Source organism: Longimicrobium sp. (assembly GCA_036389135.1).
In the GTDB taxonomy this organism is placed as follows: Bacteria; Gemmatimonadota; Gemmatimonadetes; order Longimicrobiales; family Longimicrobiaceae; genus Longimicrobium.
Map to the genome: position 1 here is coordinate 18,008 of DASVQP010000057.1, position 17,041 is coordinate 35,048.

The window sequence follows — 17,041 nt, forward strand, 5'->3', positions numbered from 1 at the left end:
CCGGGTACGCCTCAGTTGCCGCTCCCCTTCACCCCTCCGCCTATCCCCGTGGTGTCCGTCGGCGGGGGGGGCGGGGGCGGCGGCGGATTGTCTTCGTGACGGCCCGTGGTGGGAGGCGCGATGTCGCCGGAGGTGGGGGTGGCTTCGCAGGCGGCGAGGATCAGGGAGAGCGAGGCGAAAGCGGGGATGATGCGGGCGAACTTCATCTGAAAGCTCCGTAGAAGCTGGTTTTCGTTGTTGTCCGTTGTGGACACCCCAACGTTACCGGAGCCGAGACCCAAGCTACCACGCCGCTCCCGACCGGAATCGCTCTCTTATCGCCATTCTTTGTGAGGCTTTGTTCGCAGGATTATGACGGCACCTGGCGTAATAGGAGCGGTGATTGGAACGTTCCTGCGCACGGGAGTGGGTGTTGCGTGAGCACGGCTCACCCGTAGCTTTCATTTTGCCGCTTTCCGGTTTCGTCCGAATCGCGGCGCGTCTTCCCTATCCCAGCAAACCAGGATCGTGTGATGAGTGCCCAGACCGCACCGAGCGAGCAGGAGTCGCGCGAGGTCGCCGAAGCGGCGCGCGAGACCGAATGGACCGCGCCCAGCTTCGTCCGCGAGCTTTTCCTCGGCAACTTCCGCCTGGACCTGATCCACCCCTTCCCGCAGCAGACGCCGGAGGACCGGGCGAAGACGGACGCCTACATGGCGAAGCTGCGGAAGTTCATGGAGGAAGAGGTCGATTCGGACGCCATCGACCGCACGGGCGAGCTTCCGCCGGAGGTGGTGCAGGGGCTGCGCGACCTGGGCGCGTTCGGGCTCAAGATCCCGGAGGAGTACGGCGGCATCGGGCTCTCGCAGCTCGGCTACGGGCGCACCATCGGGATGGTGACCAGCCAGGACGGCAACCTCACCGCCCTCCTCAGCGCCCACCAGTCCATCGGCGTGCCGCAGCCGATGAAGATGTTCGGCACCCCGGAGCAGAAGAAGAAGTACCTGCCGCGGCTGGCCAGGGGCGCCATCTCCGCCTTCGCGCTCACCGAGCCGGGGGTGGGGTCTGACCCGGCGGCGCTCGCCACCACGGCCACGCTCACCGAGGACGGCACCGCCTACATCCTCAACGGCGAGAAGCTGTGGTGCACCAACGGCACCCTGGCCGAGCTGCTGGTGGTGATGGCGAAGACGCCGTCCAAGATCAAGAACGGCAAGGAGATCCCGCAGATCACCGCGTTCGTGGTGGAGGTGGACACGCCGGGGGTGGAGATCACGCACCGCTGCCACTTCATGGGGCTCAAGGCGCTGCAGAACGCCGTGATCCGCTTCGACAACGTGCGCGTCCCGCGCGAGAACGTGATCTGGGGCGAGGGGAAGGGGTTGAAGCTGGCGCTGATGACGCTGAACACCGGCCGCCTGACGCTCCCCATGAGCGCGGCGTACGGCGCCAAGGTCGCCGTGGAGGTCTCGCGCAAGTGGGCGGCGGAGCGGGTGCAGTGGGGCGCGGCCGTGGGCAAGCACGACGCCGTGGCGCAGATGCTGGGCGACATGGCCGCCAACGCCTTCGCCATCGAGTCGGTGGCCGAGCTGGCTTCCGCGCTGGCGGACGAGGCCAAGAACGACATCCGCCTGGAAGCCGCCATCGCCAAGCTGTGGACGACGGAGATGGGGTGGAAGATCGTGGACGACTGCCTGCAGATCCGCGGCGGGCGCGGCTACGAGACGGCCGACTCCCTGGCCGCGCGTGGCGAGCTGCCGATCCCGGTGGAGCGGATGATGCGCGACTTCCGCATCAACCGCATCTTCGAGGGCTCCAGCGAGATCATGCGCCTCTTCATCGCCCGCGAGGCGGTGGACACGCACCTGGCCGTGGCCGGCGACCTGATCAAGCCGGACATCAGCTTCGGGCAGAAGATCGGCGCCATGGCCAAGGCGGGCGTCTGGTACGCCGGCTGGCTGCCGAAGCGCTTCGTGGGCGGCGGGCAGATCCCGAACGCGTACTCGGAGTTCGGGCGGCTGGCCAAGCACATCCGCTACGTGGAGCGCACCTCGCGCAAGCTGGCGCGCAGCATGTTCTTCGCGATGGGACGCTACCAGGCCAAGCTGGAGCGGAAGCAGGCGCTGCTGGGCCGCTTCGTGGACATCGGCGCGGAGCTCTTCGCCATGACGGCCGCCTGCGTGCGCGCCCACTCCATGCGCGACGAGCCGCACGGCCGCGAGGCGGCGCTGGTGGCGGACCTCTTCTGCCGCCGCGCGCGCATCCGCATCAAGGAGCTCTTCGGCCGCGTGACGGACAACGCCGACGACTTCACCTACAAGCTCGCGCAGGACGTGCTCAAGGGGCGCTACGCCTGGCTGGAGGAGGGCGCCATCCCCGCGGTGCGCGACGGCTCCATCGCCGCCGTCCCCGCGTCCCCCCTCCCCGTGGACCGCAACCTCTCGGACACGCGCGTGGCGACGCAGCTCGGTGGAGGGGCGTAGAACGTGGGCGCACACATAGCATGGAGGCACAGAGATGACGCCGTCTCTGTGCCTCTGTGCTATTCTGTCTCACTGCGGCCAAGAGCCGTTTGCCTACTCCGAATCCTTGTCGCACGCGGTAGCCAGCACACGGCCCAGCTCAAAGTGGCGGTCCGTGCTCGCGGCCAGACTGCGGTAGTAGGTGTGTAGCTTTCGGCAGACTACGGTCGGAAGGCGGCCTCCCTCGCCCACCGCCGCAAGGTTCCCGATCGCGCGAATGGCCCAGTATTCGTTGAACGGCTTGTCTTCTAGGCCGGTGAGTGCGTCAGTCACCGCGCCTAAGTACTGGGGATCCGGTTTACCATAGAGGTAGATGTATGCCGCGAGCCGCATCCCCCGATCTACGCTGGCCAGGGCGCTCCGCACATCGAAGCTAGGATGCTGCGGTGCAAGCGCGAGCATCCTGCCGGCCACTGCGTTCATGGCCGACAGGCGCGCCGGACTGCGGTTCATCGTCTCCCGGATGTGGTTGTACTCCGCGGCGAGCTGCTCGAAACCGGGGATCTGAGAACCGTCCACGGGATTCGGTGCGGTCGTGGCCGTAGTAGCAGCGAGAGCTGCGCCCGCTTGGAGTGCCGCGCTCTCGGCCGCGCCACGCGCTTCGGATGCTTCGTGGCGGATCTCCTGCAGCTCCAACTTCACTCCGCCAGGAAGCTCGACTGCCTTGATGATGGATCCCACCCACGGAAGGGCGGACACTACGAGCAGTATCCCCGTAAATGCGTCTATGCGGATCTCAGGCCAGAGGTGGTGAGCCGCCGCCAAGGCGAGGGCAATCGTGGTCACGGCGATGCGCAGTCTCTGCTCGCTCACCCCGCTCCCCGAGTGAGCGCTCGGACGGGAAGCGGCGATCATACGCGTGTCCACGGCCAGACGACCCGGACGAAGCGCACTCCTTCGGGCGGATGCATGCGCAGGCGAAGCACGTCGGTGCTGGGGGAGCCATCCACGTTCTTGAACCGGTCGTCGATCTTCAGCACGTACTCGGTACCAGGCGTCAGGCGCATCTCGCGGTCCGGATAGTGGGCGTACACCTCTACTTCGTCTTCCGCACCGAAACGCCGCGTCTTCGGCAGGTGCATCTCGATGCGGAGCAGATCTCTGCCAAGGGGCGCGTGCGCCTCGAGCGACTCCCGCTCAGGGTCCGGGTGTATCTCTACGAGGGGAAGCTCCACCAAGTAGCCGAACACGATGGCGTACTCCTGGTCCGCCTCGAAGACCTCTCCCTCGTGTAGATCAATGATGAAGGGTTGGTCTCCATCCTTTCGGCGCGTGGCCGTGCCTGGAAGAGAGTAGAAGTGGCGGATGGGGGGCTCGCGTTCACCATCGGGTGAGCCGATGGCGGGATAGCGGTCCAGCACGAGTTCGCGCAGCGCCTTACGCGTGCGGATCTTCCGCAGTTTGATGAGTTCAGAGCGCTCCTCGAACATGATGTACTTCATGTGCGTTTGCAGAATGTCGTACTCCGCGCCCGACGCCCCGTCCTCCGTCTCCAAAGCCTTCGCCATCGCGCCCAACGTGGAGCCCTGCTCCCTCGCCAGACACGCGAGCGCCTTCCGCCACCCTGGCGGGGGCGGGTGCTGCCGCGACTGACCGCCGGCCAACCGGTCCTCGAGCTCCGCCTTGGGAATCTTCAGCACCGCCGCCATCTCCGCGGCGGACACCACCTTGCTCAGCTTCGCGACCGATTCATGGAAGTTCGACATTGTTCCGGTCCTTAGTTGTTCGGTTCCCCCCCGGCGCTGTCCAGGAAACCGCGGATCTCGCGCACGTACCGACGCCTCTCCGGCGGTGCAGCGATCTCCAACTGGGTGAACGTCGCTACCGCCTCTTCCTCGGTACGCGGCCGCCGCGCCGCGAGGACCTGGACGCAAAGGAACAGGAGGAACGAGCTCGTCCAGTTAGCGCCGAAGGTGCGGCCAAAGAATCTCTGCGCGAACTTCGGGATGACCTGTTGGTGCGCGGCGAGGGCATCACGTAGCTTTTCCACGCTGTTGATGCCAAGGTAAAGCAGCTCTCTCACGCGCTCGTTGAGCGACGAGATGTCGAGTTCGCTAGGCGGCGTGCCGAAAATTTTCTCGAGCTGCTTCAGGAGTTCCAGCGCAACGGGGTCGGAGCTCAGGAGCACGCCGAGCGAGACGGGCGTTATCTCGGCCGTGGCCGGGCTCGCCTCGATCACGTCGGCCGCCGTGGCGCGCTCAACCTGACGGCGCAGGCGGACGAATTCGTCGTCCGCCACCTCCAGCAGCGCGGAGATCCGGGAGAATCTCCGGCGAAGGTCATCCGGCCCCGCTGCCTCGTTCTTGTAGCCTAGGTCGTGCTCGATCTCGGCCCAAGCGTGCTGGAGGACGGAACGGATCTGGATCTCGCAGAAAAGCCCGGCGAAGTCCTTGTACTCGTCAAGCTTCTCGCGGTCCTTGTTGAACGAGGCGATGCGGTGGAGCGACTGGTAGCCGAACCGCTCCGACGACTCAGCTTCCCGCCTGTCCACGGAGCGAGTGTCGTCGATCTCGAAAAAGGCGGGGAGGACCGCGGCAACGTCGTCGATACCGTCCACGAACAGAGTGATGATGCGGATGCCCACCAAATCGGTGATGTCTTCCAGCGCAGTGTAGTTCTTGCGCTTGATCTTCCTCCGCAGGCTCACCGGATCCTTTACCCGGTTCGTTATGTGGTGGATCGCGACACCTGCCTTGGCCAGCTTGTTCTTGATAAGCCCCTGCGCGTGCGTGCCGAAATCGGTGTAGAGGCTGAGGCGAGTCTCGTATTCCGAGACTATCGCGTCAATCCTGCGTTTGTCCATTCTCTAGCTCCAGATCCCTTTTGCCCCACTCGTGCTTCGCTGAAGATGAGCAGGGTAGTGCTTTCGCGGCGGACGTGCAAGAAATTTCTCGCATCTTAGCCGCCGCAACTTTCTACTGTTGGCCCGTGACTCGCCGCAGCGAGACTCTCCCCTGCCGCTCGGCCAAATATCTCGCGGGGGACCAGAGACCAGGTGTCCGCGGGATGGCCGCATCGCGCGGCCGCGCACCGGGTCTACAAAGGTCCCTTTGAAAACGCGGCAGAGAGGAGCGCACCCACCCAGGTACGCCGCACGAGGTGGCACCGCGCCTTCAAAGCGATCGGGCTTCCCGGCTACGAGATGCTCCGGCACCGAGCCTCAGAGCGGCGGGAGCGGCGGAAGCGGCCTGCTTCCCTTCCCTATTCCCCCTGCCTTCGGCATATTCAGCGCCTAGCACCCAACGAGGCCGAGCGGTGTACGATACCGTTCTAGGCAACTCGCCAAGCCGTTGTGGCGTACGCAGTTCGCGTCCTTCACCATGGTGTGGACGGAACTCACCTACAGCCGTATCTCGATGTCCTTCGTCCATCTCCACTGCCACTCCGAATACTCGCTCCTCGACGGCGCCAACCGCCTGGGGGACCTGATCAAGCGCGCCAAGGAGTTCGAGCAGCCCGCGCTCGCGCTCACCGACCACGGGTGCATGTTCGGCGCGTGGCTCTTCCAGGAACAGGCGAAGAAGGCCGGGATCAAGCCCATCGTGGGGATGGAGGCGTACGTCGCCCCCGGCTCGCGGCACGAGCGCGGCAAGGTCAAGGGCGAAAAGGGGTACTACCACCTGGTGCTCCTCGCGCGCGACCGGCAGGGGTACAAGAACCTGTCGAAGCTCACCTCCATCGGCTACACGGAGGGGTTCTACAGCAAGCCGCGCCTCGACCGCGAGGTGCTGGCGAAGTACTCCGAGGGGCTCATCGTCTCCTCCGCCTGCCTGGCGGGGGAGGTGGCGCAGCACCTGATGGAGGACCGCTGGGACCAGGCGCGCGAGGCGGTGGAGTGGCACCAGGAGGTGTTCCGCGACCGCTACTACCTGGAGGTGCAGGCGCACAACTCCAGCGGCCAGGACGAGCTCAACCGGCGCATCTTCAAACTGGCCCAGGAGACGGGGGCCCCTGTCGTGGCTACCAACGACACGCACTTCCTGCGCTCCAGCGACCACCAGGCGCACGACGTCCTCCTCTGCATCGGGCTGGGGAAGGACTTCCACGACGCCAACCGGATGAAGTACGACGATCAGTTGTACTTCAAGAACGGGGAGGAGATGCGCGAGCGCTTCCCGGACCGGCCTGACGTCCTGGAGAACACGCTGCGCGTGGCGGACGAGTGCAACTGGAGCTACCCCAAGGGCTACTTCGTTCCGGCGTTCCCGGTGGACAAGGAAGGGTTCAGCAGCGAGGCGGAGATGCTGCGCGCGTGGGTGTGGGACGGCGCGCTGAAGCATTACGCGCCCGGCGCCCCGGCCGGTTCCGACCCGCAGGCCGTGCTCCCCGCCCACATCATCGAGCGTGCGGAGTACGAGCTGAGCGTCATCTGCAACCCCAAGCTCGACTACTCGGGGTACTTCCTGATCACGGCGGACTTCATCCGCTGGGCGCGCGAGCACGGGATTCCCGTGGGGCCGGGGCGCGGATCGGCGGCTGGGTCGATCGTGGCGTACTGCACCGGGATCACCGACATCTGCCCGATCCAGTTCGACCTGCTCTTCGAGCGCTTCCTGAACCCCGAGCGCGTGTCGATGCCCGACATCGACGTGGACTTCTGCTTCGAGCGCCGCGGCGAGGTCATCGAGTACGTGCGCGACAAGTACGGGCGCGACGCGGTGGGGCAGATCATCACCTTCGGGACGATGAAGAGCCGCGCGGTGGTCAAGGACGTGGGCCGCACGCTCGGCTTCCTCCCCGCGGAGACGGACCGGCTCGCCAAGCTGATCCCCAACTCGCCCGCGTACTCGCTCACGGTGCAGGAGGCGGTCGACAAGATCCCCGAGGTCAAGGAGCTGTACGAGAAGGAGGAGCGCTACAGGAGCCTCCTCGACCACTCGATGACGCTGGAGGGGCTCGCGCGCCACTCCAGCGTCCACGCGGCCGGCGTGGTGATCGCGCCGGGGCCGCTGGACGAGTACGTCCCCATCTGCACGCAGAGCAGCAAGGGGTCGGGGGGCGGAAACGGCGAGTCCATCATCGTCACCCAGTACGACATGAACTGCCTGGAGAAGGCGGGCATGCTCAAGATGGACTTCCTGGGGCTCAAGACGCTCACGGTGATCCACGATGCCGTGGTGATGATCCGCACGCGGCACGGGGCGCTCAAGCATCCGGTGACCGGCAAGGAGTACGCGCGCGCCGAGGACATCGAGCTCGATGATCCGGAGGTCTACAAGATGCTGGCGCGCGGCGGCACGGCGGGCGTCTTCCAGTTCGAATCCGCGCTGGCGACGGAAAAGATCCGCGCCATGAAGGCGGACCGCTTCGACGACCTGATCGCCGCCAACGCACTGGTGCGCCCCGGGCCGCTGGACATGGGGATGGACCTCGTCTACATCCGCCGCAAGCTCAAACAGGAGGAGGTGCGGTACCCCTTCGCCGAGCTGACGGAGGTGCTGGAGCCCACGTACGGCGTCATAGTGTACCAGGAGCAGGTGATGCGTATCGCGCAGATCCTGGGCGGCCTCTCCCTGGCCGAAGCCGACGTGCTGCGTAAGGCGGTGGGCAAGAAGGATGAGGAGCTGATCAAGAAGGAGCTCGGCAAGTTCGTGGACAAGGCGGTGGAGAAGGGGTACGACCGCCGCGCGATCCAGGATCTGTCAGACCAGATTCAGGCGTTCGGGCGCTACGGCTTCAACAAGTGCCTGCCCGGCGACACCGAGGTGCTGGACGCCGCCACCGGCCGGCTGGTGCGGATCGAGGACCTCTACCATCGCCGCGCGTCGCTCGGCGCCGTCGCCACCTGCGACGTGGATGCGCTCAAGCTGGGGCGTGGCACGGTCGCGGACGTGATGGACAACGGCGTGAAGCCCGTCTTCCGCCTGCGCACCGAGAGTGGCCGCGAGATCGAGGCGACCGACAACCACCCGTTCCTGACGTTCGACGGGTGGCGCCCGCTGGGCGAGCTGAAGCCCGGTGTGCACCTCGCCGTACCGCGGATGCTGCCGGTGGAGGGGTCCGCGGAGTGGCCGGAGCACGAGGTGCTCGCCCTGGGGCACCTGCTGGCGGAGGGCAACCTGTGCCACCCGCACTCGGTGTACTTCTACAACCAGGACCCGGCGGAGATCGCGGACTACGTGGCCGCGGCCGAGGCTTTCGGCAACGTGCGCTGCACCCTTGGCGAGAAGGATGGCACCACGCACGTCTATGCCGCGCGCGAGGATCGCGCCGCCGCTCCGGAGATCTTCACTTGGGCCGGCCGCCTGGGGATGCTGGGGAAGACGGCGACCGAGAAGGAGGTGCCGGCCGACGCGTTCACGCTGACCAACCCGCAGATCGCGCTCCTGCTGAGCCGGATGTGGGCGGGCGACGGGCACATCAATGCGCGCGACCGCAGCCTGTTCTACGCCACGTCGTCGAAGCGGCTCGCCGGGCAGGTGCAGCATCTGCTGCTGCGGCTCGGCATCCTGGGGCGCATTCGGCAGGTGGAGTTCCCGTACCGCGGCGAGACGCGCACCGGATGGCAGGTGTTCGTCACCGGCAACGAGAACCTGCGCCGCTTCGCGGAGACGGTGGGTGGGCGCTTCCTCAGCGCGGCGCGGCGCGAGGCGGTCGAGCGGCTGGTGATGGAGGCTCCCGCACAGGGCCCCTCCAAGGACCTGGTGCCGGTGGGTGTGCGGGCGCTGGTCCGCGCCGCCAGGGAGCGCGCCGGGGAGAGCTGGGCGCAGGTAGAAGCGGGCGCGGACGTGTCGTCGCGCGACTTCTACCCGGTGGGGACGAACCCGAACAAGATCGGCTTCACGCGCCGGACCGTCGGGATGCTGGCGGAGCACTTCGGCGACGCGGAGCTGCGCCGCTACGCCGCGAGTGACGTGCTGTGGGACCGCGTCGAATCCATCGAGTACGTCGGCGAGAAGCAGACGTACGACCTGGAGGTGCCGGTCACACACAACTTCGTGGCCAACGACATCATCGTCCACAACAGCCACTCCGCGGCCTACGGACTGCTCGCGTACCAGACGGCCTGGCTCAAGTGCCACTACCCGGCGGAGTTCATGGCGGCGCTGATGTCGTCCGTGGTCGACAAGATCGACGACGTGGTGGCGTACATCCAGCAGTGCCGCGAGATGGGGAAGTACATCCCGCGCGTGGGCCGCGAAGGGATCGAGGTGCTGCCGCCGCACGTGAACGAGTCCAACTGGAAGTTCACCGTGGTGGGCGAGGGCACCGGCCGCATCCGATTCGGGCTGGGCGCTATCCGCGGGGTGGGCGAGGGAGCGGTACGGTCCATCCTGGCTTCGCGCGAGGCGGAGGGGCCCTTCAAGTCGATGTTCGACCTGCTCTGCCGCATCGACCTGCGGCTGTGCAACAAGCGCGTGCTGGAGGCGCTGATCTGCGCCGGCGCGCTGGACGGCTTCGCCACGGCGGGCGAGCGGGCACAGCTCCTGGCGGGCCTGGACTCGGCCTTCGCCACGGCGCAGATGATCCAGAAGGAGCGCGACAGCGCGCAGGACAACCTGTTCGACGTGCTGATGGGCGGCGGCGAGGGAGGGACGGCCACGCTGGTGCAGGCCCCCGTCCTCCCCGCGGTAGCGAAGTGGACCGAGAGCGAGCGGCTGACGCGGGAGAAGGAGATCCTCGGGTTCTTCATCTCCGGCCACCCGCTGAACCGCTACCGCGAGGACGTGGCGCTGTTCGAGAGCCGCGGGGTCACGACGGCGAGCCTCAAGTCCATGCGCGACATGAAGGTGGAGCTCGCGTGCGTGGTGACCGAGGCGGCACGCCAGATCAGCAAAAAGGACGGCTCGGAGTGGGGGCGGATCACGGTGGAGGACTTCCACGGAACCGCCACGGTCCTTGCGTTCGGCGAGTCGTGGGCTAAATACAAGAGCGTGCTGCTGCAGGACGCCGCCGTCGTCATCCGTGGCGCGGTGAGCAACCGCGAGCGCGACGACGAGGATCCGCCCCTCTTTTTGGACGGCGCCATCCCGCTGGACGGGGTGCGCGAGAGCGGCGAAGTGGGCGTCTGCATCGAGCTGGGCGGCGGCGGCCCGGACGCCGCCGCGGTGGACGAGGCGAAGCGCATCCTGGCCGAGCACGCGGGCCCCGGCCCCGTGACGGTGCTGTGGAAGAGCGGCGGGGAGGAGGCCGCGCGCCTCCGCTCCCGCACCCTGCGCGTGAGCCCGCGCGACGAGCTGCTCGCGGCCCTTCGCGCCACCCTGGGCGACGACCGCGTGCGCCTGCAGCGCGATGCCCCGCCGCCCACGCCGGTGCCGCAGCGCGACGAGCCGTGGAAGAAACGAGGGATGAGGGATGGGGGATGAGGGATTGGGAACGGCACCCGCAGCTCGGGGTTGCCGTTCCGGCTCCGGCATCGTCTAATCCCTCATCCCTAATCCCTAATCCCTGTGTTTAATGGCGACTGTAGCCCATCTCGATTTCGAACGCGCCATCGCCGAGGTCGAAGACCAGATCGGCCACCTGCGCACGCTGGCACGCGAGCGCGGGCTGGACGTGACCAGCGAGCTGCGCTCCCTGGAACGCAAGCTCCACGACCTCAAGACCGACACCTTTCGCAACCTCTCGCCCATCGAGCGGGTGCAGGTGGCGCGGCACCCCCGGCGCCCCTATACGCTGGACTACCTCCAGCTCATGTTCACCGACTTCATCGAGCTCGCCGGCGACCGCCAGTTCCGCGACGACGCGTCGGTGGTGGGCGGGTGGGCGAGGCTCGAAGGGGAGCCCGTCATGGTCATCGGCCAGCAGAAAGGCCGCGACATGAAGGAGAACCTCCTGCGCAATTTCGGCATGCCCCACCCGGAGGGCTACCGTAAAGCTTTGCGTTTGATGAAATTAGCTGAGAAGTTCCGCCGTCCCCTCATCACGCTCATCGACACGCCGGGCGCGTACCCCGGCATCGGCGCCGAGGAACGGGGCCAGGCCGAGGCCATCGCGCGCAACCTGCGCGAGATGGCGGGGCTCAAGGTGCCCAGCGTCGCGGTCGTCATCGGCGAGGGCGGGTCGGGCGGGGCGCTGGCCATCGGCGTGGCGGACCGGGTGCTGATGCTGGAGAACAGCGTCTACTCCGTGATCTCGCCGGAAGGGTGCGCCGCCATCCTGTGGAAGAGCGGCAACGAGCGCGAAAAGGCCGCCGAAGCCATGCGGGTGACGGCCGGCGACCTGAAGCAGCTCAACGTGATCGACGAGGTGATCCCCGAGCCCACGGGCGGGGCGCACTCGGACTGGGAGGTGACCGCCCAGTCGCTCAAGGACGTGCTGCTCCGCCACCTGGGCGAGCTGCGCGACCTGCCGGTGGACGTGCTGCGCGCCGCCCGCTGGAAGAAGTACATGGCGATGGGGGAGTGGCGGACCGTCCAGGCCCGCTGACCCCGCCGCCGTTGGAAGAAACCGCTCCGCCGGTCCCGCCGGCGTGCGCATAGATCTGGAGAAGTCCCCGGTGAGTCTCGAGCTTCCGGTATTCCAACCCCTCCCGTCCCCCGAAAACACACCCCACCTGGTGGAAGTGGCGTTCAAGGGGATGCGGAAAGGCTTCTTCGCCGCCACCGATCCCACCCTGCGCACCGGCGATTGGGTGCTGGTGGAGGTGGAGCGCGGGCGCGACCTGGGCCGCGTCCGCACCATGGGCGGGGCCGCGCGCGCCAAGTGCTCGTCCGAGCCGAGCGCCGCCGTCCTGCGCCGCGCCGACCCCGCCGAGGTGCAGCAGCTGTACGAGCTGCGCGCCGACGAGGACCGCATCCGCCGCACCACGCGCGAGATGGTGCAGCAGCACGGGCTGCACATGAAGGTCTCGGACGCCGAGTGGCAGTGGGACCGGAACAAGCTGACCGTGTACTTCACCGCCGAGCGCCGGGTGGACTTCCGCCAGCTGGTGCGCGACCTGGCGCGCGCCTTCCGCACCCGCATCGAGCTCAAGCAGATCGGCGTGCGGGACGAGGCGGCGCAGCTGGGGGGCGTCGGCAGGTGCGGACGCGAGCTGTGCTGCGCCACCTGGCTGCGCGAGATCAAGCCGATCTCCCTTCAGCTCGCCAAGGACCAGAGCCTTTCGCTGAACCCGCAGCAGATCTCCGGCACCTGCGGCCGGCTGATGTGCTGCCTGACGTACGAGCACGACGCCTACCTGGCCGCCCGCAAGCGCTTTCCCCGCGAGGGGAAGACGCTGCGCACGGTCAACGGCGCCGAGCGGGTGGTCTCCATCGACATCTGGCGCAACCTGGTGACGCTGCAGGACGAGAACCGCCAGCGGCGCGTGGTGGACCTGGACACGCTCAAGGCCGAGACGGTGGTGCAGCCCGCCGCCCCGCGCGAGGCCGTGCCCGCCGAGCCCGCCGCCCCCCTTCCCACCCCGGCGCAGCAGCAGCGCCCGCCGCGCCGTCCACGCAAGGCGCCGGAGCAGAGACCCGAGTGAGCCGGTTCTACATCACCACCGCGATCGACTACGCCAACGGCGACCCGCACCTGGGGCACGCCTTCGAAAAGATCGGGGCCGACGTCATCGCGCGCTCCCGCCGCCTGTTGGGCGACGAGGTGCGCTTCTGCATGGGGATGGACGAGCACGGCCAAAAGGTGGCCCAGGCCGCCGCCGCCGAGGGGGTCGACCCGCAGGCGCTGGTGGACCGGCTCTCCGGCCGCTTCCTCGCCATGTGGGAGCGGCTGGGCGTGTCCAACGACCGCTGGGTGCGCACGACGGACGCGCACCACAGGCGCGGGGTGGGGGCGCTGATCGAGCGGTGCCTGGAGAGGAACCCCAACGACTTCTACGAGAAGGCGTACGAGGGGTACTACTGCGTGGGGTGCGAGCTCTTCAAGCGCGACCACGAGATCGTGGACGGCCGCTGCATCCTGCACCCCACGCGCGACCTGCAGTGGACGGAGGAGCGCAACTGGTTCTTTCGCCTCTCCGCGTACGGGGCGTTCCTGCGCCGCCACTTCGATCTGCACCCGGATTTCCTGCAGCCCGAGAGCCGCCGCAACGAGATCCTGGCGCTGATCGACGGGGGCCTGGAGGACATCTCCGTCACCCGCGCGCGCCTCTCGTGGGCGATCCCCTTCCCGCGCCCCACCTCCGACGGCGTGGAGCAGGGGACGTGGGTGTGGTTCGACGCGCTCCCCAACTACCTGACTGACACCGGATATCCGCACGGCGACTGGGAAGCCTGGTGGCCGGCGCAGCTGCACGTGGTGGGCAAGGACATCACGCGCCTGCACGCCGTCATCTGGCCGGCGATGCTCCAGTGCGCCGGGCTCCCGCTCCCCGAGCGGGTGTGGGGGCACGGATTCGTGTCGCTGGGCGGCGAGCGCTTCAGCAAGTCGGCGGGGGTGGGGCTGGACCTGGGCGAGGTGATCGACCGCTTCGGCCCCGACGCCTTCCGCTACTTCCTGATGCGCGAGGTGCCGTGGGACGCGGACGGCAACTTCAGCTGGGAGCGCTTCACCGAGCGATACACATCGGAGCTGGCGAACGGGCTGGGGAACCTGGCGAGCCGCACCATCTCCATGGTCGACAAGTACTGCGGCGGGCTCGTCCCCGACGCCGCGCACCCGGAGATCGACGCGCGCATAGCGGAGGCGCTGGCGGAGTACCGACGTGCGATGGACGCGCTGCTGCTGCACGAGGGCGCGGCCGCAGCGCTCGGTCTGGTCTCGGCGGCGAACGCGTTCGTGCAGGCGGTGGCGCCCTGGAAGCTGGCCAAGGATCCGGAGCGCACCGCCGACCTCCACGCCGCCCTCGCCGCGCTGATGCGCGCGCTGGCGGTGGCGGCGGCGCTGCTCTCGCCCTTCATGCCGGCCAAGATGGAGGAGCTCTGGAGCCGCCTGGGAAGCGGGCGCGCGCTTCCCTCCTTCGACGAGATGGCGGGGCTGGCGGTGGGTGGATGGCGGGTGGGCACGGGCGACGTGCTCTTCCCGCGCCCCGAGCCGGCGCAGGGCTGAACCCAGCGCCTCGGGGAGACACGAACACCCCCCTCTCCGGCGAGAGGGGGGTGTTTCGTTGCGCACAAATCGCGATTTTGCTGGACGCGGCCCCCCGGGCGGCTTAATCTTGCCATGACAGGATCCACATCCTTCACCCGCTCCGCAAAGGACGTATGCGCGGCATCGTAGCGATCGCATTGGTGGGACTTTCGGCGTGCGCCTCTTCCGGCTCGTCGGCGGGGAGCGGAGGGGCCGAGCAGTCGGTGCACATCGCGGGGATGAACAACAGCCGGGGGCTCCGCGTGACTACCGGGGCCGCGGACGGGCCGCGAATCGACGTCGTCCCGCACTCCCTCGAGCGGGTCTGGGGCGCGCTTCCGGCGGTGTACGACTCGCTCCAGATCCCCGTCACCGACCGGAACGAGGCGGAGCACCGGATCGGCAACCAGAGCCTGCGGGCGCGCGGGCGGCTGGGGGGCGTGCTCCTCACGCGATACTTCAACTGCGGCAACTCGCAGGGCGGGCCGAACGCGGAGACGTACCAGCTCCAGATCTCCGTGCTGACTTTCGCGATGGCGCAGGGGGCGGGTGCCACCGCGATCTCCACGACGCTCCAGGCTACGGCCCGCCCCATCACCCTGAGCGGCGAGGCCGTGCAGTGCTCGTCCACCGGCGCGCTGGAGACCCGCATCCGCAACATGGTGATGGAACGGGCACGGGGCTGACACAGGATTTACGGAGACATCGTGAACCGCGTATGTCCGCCGGAAGTGCTAAGTGCAAAGTGCTAAGTGCTGAACAGCATTGTCTTCCAGGACTTGGCACTTATACCATTCGTCATCCAGGTTTGTGCAAAGCCGGAAAAGGAAGTCTCACGCGGAGGCGCAGAGGCGCAGGAGAGAACTGAAACTGCATGGCTCACACAGAGACACAGAGCCACAGAGAGAACCGCAAAAGGTTTTCTCTGTGGCTTTCAGTTCCTTCTGTGGCCTCTGTGTGAGCTTTTCTCCGTTGTTCTCTCCCTGCGTCTCTGCGCCTCTGCGTGAGACAAGCCGGTCAGAATGCACACCGGTTTCTTCTAAATGGTATCAAGACTTAGGACTCGTAGGTCCAGTGAATCGGTATCCAACAACCGAAAACCCCCTCTCCGCGGATGCGGAGAGGGGGTTTTCACCGCCAGGCGCCGGTCCGTTACGGATTCAGCGCCTTGTCGATCAGCAGCACCACGTTCGGCGTCTGCGTGGCCGCGGTGGACTGGCGGGTGCCCGGCACCGAGCCGCTCGTGAGCACGGCGGTCATTACCGAGCCCGTGATCTGCACCCCGGGCTGCGGGCCGTACGTGGCGCCCGCGGGGGGCATGGCGCCCGGCTGGTTCGGCCGCGCCGTGAAGAGCGGCGTAGTGGAGCCGGCGGCGGTCACCGTGAACTGGTACAGGTTGTCGCCCGAGGTGGGGCGAACCGGCACGTTCACGTAGGCACTCTTCCCCAGGAACGCGACGTTGCGCACCACCGCCACCGCGTTGGCGATCGGGTTGGGGTTGTTCGCCGCACCGGCCGGCGTGATGTACACGTCCACGTTGGCCACACCCGTGGCGGCATGCAGCACCTGGAGCGCGATGTTGTTGGCCGGAGGCGTGGGAAGGACCATGTCGTCGGCGATCACCGCCAGGCGGTCCTGGTTGGCGTTCGCGCGGCCGGCGTACACCAGCGTGTACCGGTTGTCCGCCACGAAGGTCACCGTGGTGTCGACCAGGCGGATCTGGGTGAGGTCGATGTTGGTGGAGGTGGGGAAGACGCGGGCGTTGCGGGCGCCCGGCTCCACGCGCTGGTAGAGCCCGCTCGCTCCGCGGAAGGCGATACCCTGCATCGTGGGAAGGCTTTCCACCTTGTCCACGAAGCGGAGGTCCACGGTGCCGGTGTCAGTCACCGTGTTGAGGAAGCGGACCAGGGCGGCCGGCGGCGGGGGCCCGCCCTCGGTCACGCCTTTGTCGTCGCTGCAGGCGGCAAGCCCCAGCAGGGTTCCTGCGCAAAGCACAAGCTTTCCGAATCTCATAAGATCCGATATATGCGGATGGTGAGTGGTTGATTCGCGAAACTGCTGAAGGCGCGTCACTGTTCGGGAGGTCCTTCGGGCGGGGGGCGCTCGCCGCCGCCGTTGCCGGTGCCGAAGCCCTCGATGGCGATGCGCGATGCCACCGCCACCGCCACGGCCACTACCCCCAGTACGATGGCGGTGCGGCCCCGTGAAAGGCGCCGCTCACCCACCGTGGAGATGAAGTCGCGCGGCACGGCGACGCTCTCGCCACCCCACCGGTCGGGCTCTCCCCGCAGGTGGTCCACCGAGGTCACCGCCAGCACGAGCGCCGTGTCCGTGCTGGACACCACGCGGCCGTTGATGCGCCGCACGTCGGGGCCAACCAGCGGCGTCATCACCTCGCGCCCGCGGTCGGTGATGCTGACCGCCACCTCTACGCCGGCGGGCCGCCCCGTTGCCGGGACGCCCACGTGCTGGAAGCACCCGGCGAGTTGGGGAACCAGCAGCAGCGCGAGCGCGGCGCCCGCGCGGCCCCGGCGGGCCGTGGCCGCGCGCGGGGAAGCTCCCCGCGCGCGGACCCCGGCACCGAACCC

General features: G+C 67.8%; 12 protein-coding genes. 6 read left to right on the forward strand and 6 right to left on the reverse strand.

Going from position 1 to position 17,041, the window contains the following annotated elements; translation table 11 throughout:
• Window positions 1-11: 11 nt before the first annotated feature.
• On the reverse strand, window positions 12-206 hold the full coding sequence (locus VF584_13745; protein ID HEX8211232.1) for a hypothetical protein: 195 nt from the start codon (window positions 204-206) through the stop codon (window positions 12-14).
• 306 nt (window positions 207-512) lie between these two features.
• Here VF584_13745 and VF584_13750 point away from each other — a divergent pair, with 306 nt between their 5' ends.
• A complete protein-coding gene (locus tag VF584_13750; GenBank protein ID HEX8211233.1) occupies window positions 513-2,462 on the forward strand; it encodes an acyl-CoA dehydrogenase family protein in 1,950 nt (649 codons plus the stop codon).
• 93 nt (window positions 2,463-2,555) lie between these two features.
• Here VF584_13750 and VF584_13755 read toward each other — a convergent pair whose 3' ends face one another.
• The 3 genes from VF584_13755 to VF584_13765 all read right to left on the reverse strand — a co-directional run bounded on the left by VF584_13755 (window position 2,556) and on the right by VF584_13765 (window position 5,304).
• A complete protein-coding gene (locus VF584_13755; GenBank protein HEX8211234.1) occupies window positions 2,556-3,314 on the reverse strand; it encodes a hypothetical protein in 759 nt (252 codons plus the stop codon).
• A 38-nt stretch (window positions 3,315-3,352) separates the two neighbouring features.
• Window positions 3,353-4,141 carry a hypothetical protein gene (locus VF584_13760; protein HEX8211235.1) on the reverse strand — a complete coding sequence of 263 codons (789 nt, stop codon included), beginning with the start codon at window positions 4,139-4,141 and terminating at the stop codon, window positions 3,353-3,355.
• Between the two features lie 77 nt (window positions 4,142-4,218).
• Window positions 4,219-5,304, reverse strand: coding sequence for a hypothetical protein (locus tag VF584_13765; protein HEX8211236.1), 1,086 nt, complete (start codon window positions 5,302-5,304; stop codon window positions 4,219-4,221).
• A gap of 553 nt (window positions 5,305-5,857) precedes the next feature.
• Between VF584_13765 and dnaE the strand changes: the two genes are divergently transcribed.
• The 5 genes from dnaE to VF584_13790 all read left to right on the forward strand — a co-directional run bounded on the left by dnaE (window position 5,858) and on the right by VF584_13790 (window position 15,139).
• On the forward strand, window positions 5,858-10,807 hold the full coding sequence (gene dnaE / locus VF584_13770; GenBank protein HEX8211237.1) for a DNA polymerase III subunit alpha: 4,950 nt from the start codon (window positions 5,858-5,860) through the stop codon (window positions 10,805-10,807).
• A gap of 91 nt (window positions 10,808-10,898) precedes the next feature.
• Complete coding sequence (locus VF584_13775) at window positions 10,899-11,870, forward strand: acetyl-CoA carboxylase carboxyltransferase subunit alpha (protein HEX8211238.1); 972 nt, start codon at window positions 10,899-10,901, stop codon at window positions 11,868-11,870.
• A gap of 70 nt (window positions 11,871-11,940) precedes the next feature.
• A complete protein-coding gene (ricT, locus tag VF584_13780; GenBank protein ID HEX8211239.1) occupies window positions 11,941-12,909 on the forward strand; it encodes a regulatory iron-sulfur-containing complex subunit RicT in 969 nt (322 codons plus the stop codon).
• Window positions 12,906-14,432 carry a methionine--tRNA ligase gene (metG, locus tag VF584_13785; protein HEX8211240.1) on the forward strand — a complete coding sequence of 509 codons (1,527 nt, stop codon included), beginning with the start codon at window positions 12,906-12,908 and terminating at the stop codon, window positions 14,430-14,432. Before ricT ends, metG begins: the two co-directional genes overlap by 4 nt.
• A 155-nt stretch (window positions 14,433-14,587) precedes the next feature.
• A complete protein-coding gene (locus tag VF584_13790) occupies window positions 14,588-15,139 on the forward strand; it encodes a hypothetical protein (GenBank protein HEX8211241.1) in 552 nt (183 codons plus the stop codon).
• Window positions 15,140-15,605: 466 nt separating this feature from the next.
• Here the strand turns inward: VF584_13790 and VF584_13795 are convergent, their stop codons facing one another.
• Both VF584_13795 and VF584_13800 read right to left on the reverse strand, forming a co-directional pair.
• Window positions 15,606-16,448: a DUF4397 domain-containing protein gene (locus tag VF584_13795; protein ID HEX8211242.1), complete on the reverse strand. Its 843-nt coding sequence runs from the start codon at window positions 16,446-16,448 to the stop codon at window positions 15,606-15,608.
• Window positions 16,449-16,522: 74 nt separating this feature from the next.
• Window positions 16,523-17,041, reverse strand: a 519-nt coding sequence (locus tag VF584_13800) for a hypothetical protein (protein ID HEX8211243.1), incomplete at its 5' end; no start/stop codon positions are given.

Coding starts and splice junctions, on each gene's coding strand:
- VF584_13765 (HEX8211236.1), bottom strand. CDS start 5,304: ATGGACAAACGCAGGATTGACGCGATAGTCTCGGAATACGAGACTCGC.
- dnaE (HEX8211237.1), top strand. CDS start 5,858: ATGTCCTTCGTCCATCTCCACTGCCACTCCGAATACTCGCTCCTCGAC.
- VF584_13790 (HEX8211241.1), top strand. CDS start 14,588: ATGCGCGGCATCGTAGCGATCGCATTGGTGGGACTTTCGGCGTGCGCC.
- VF584_13775 (HEX8211238.1), top strand. CDS start 10,899: ATGGCGACTGTAGCCCATCTCGATTTCGAACGCGCCATCGCCGAGGTC.
- VF584_13745 (HEX8211232.1), bottom strand. CDS start 206: ATGAAGTTCGCCCGCATCATCCCCGCTTTCGCCTCGCTCTCCCTGATC.
- VF584_13750 (HEX8211233.1), top strand. CDS start 513: ATGAGTGCCCAGACCGCACCGAGCGAGCAGGAGTCGCGCGAGGTCGCC.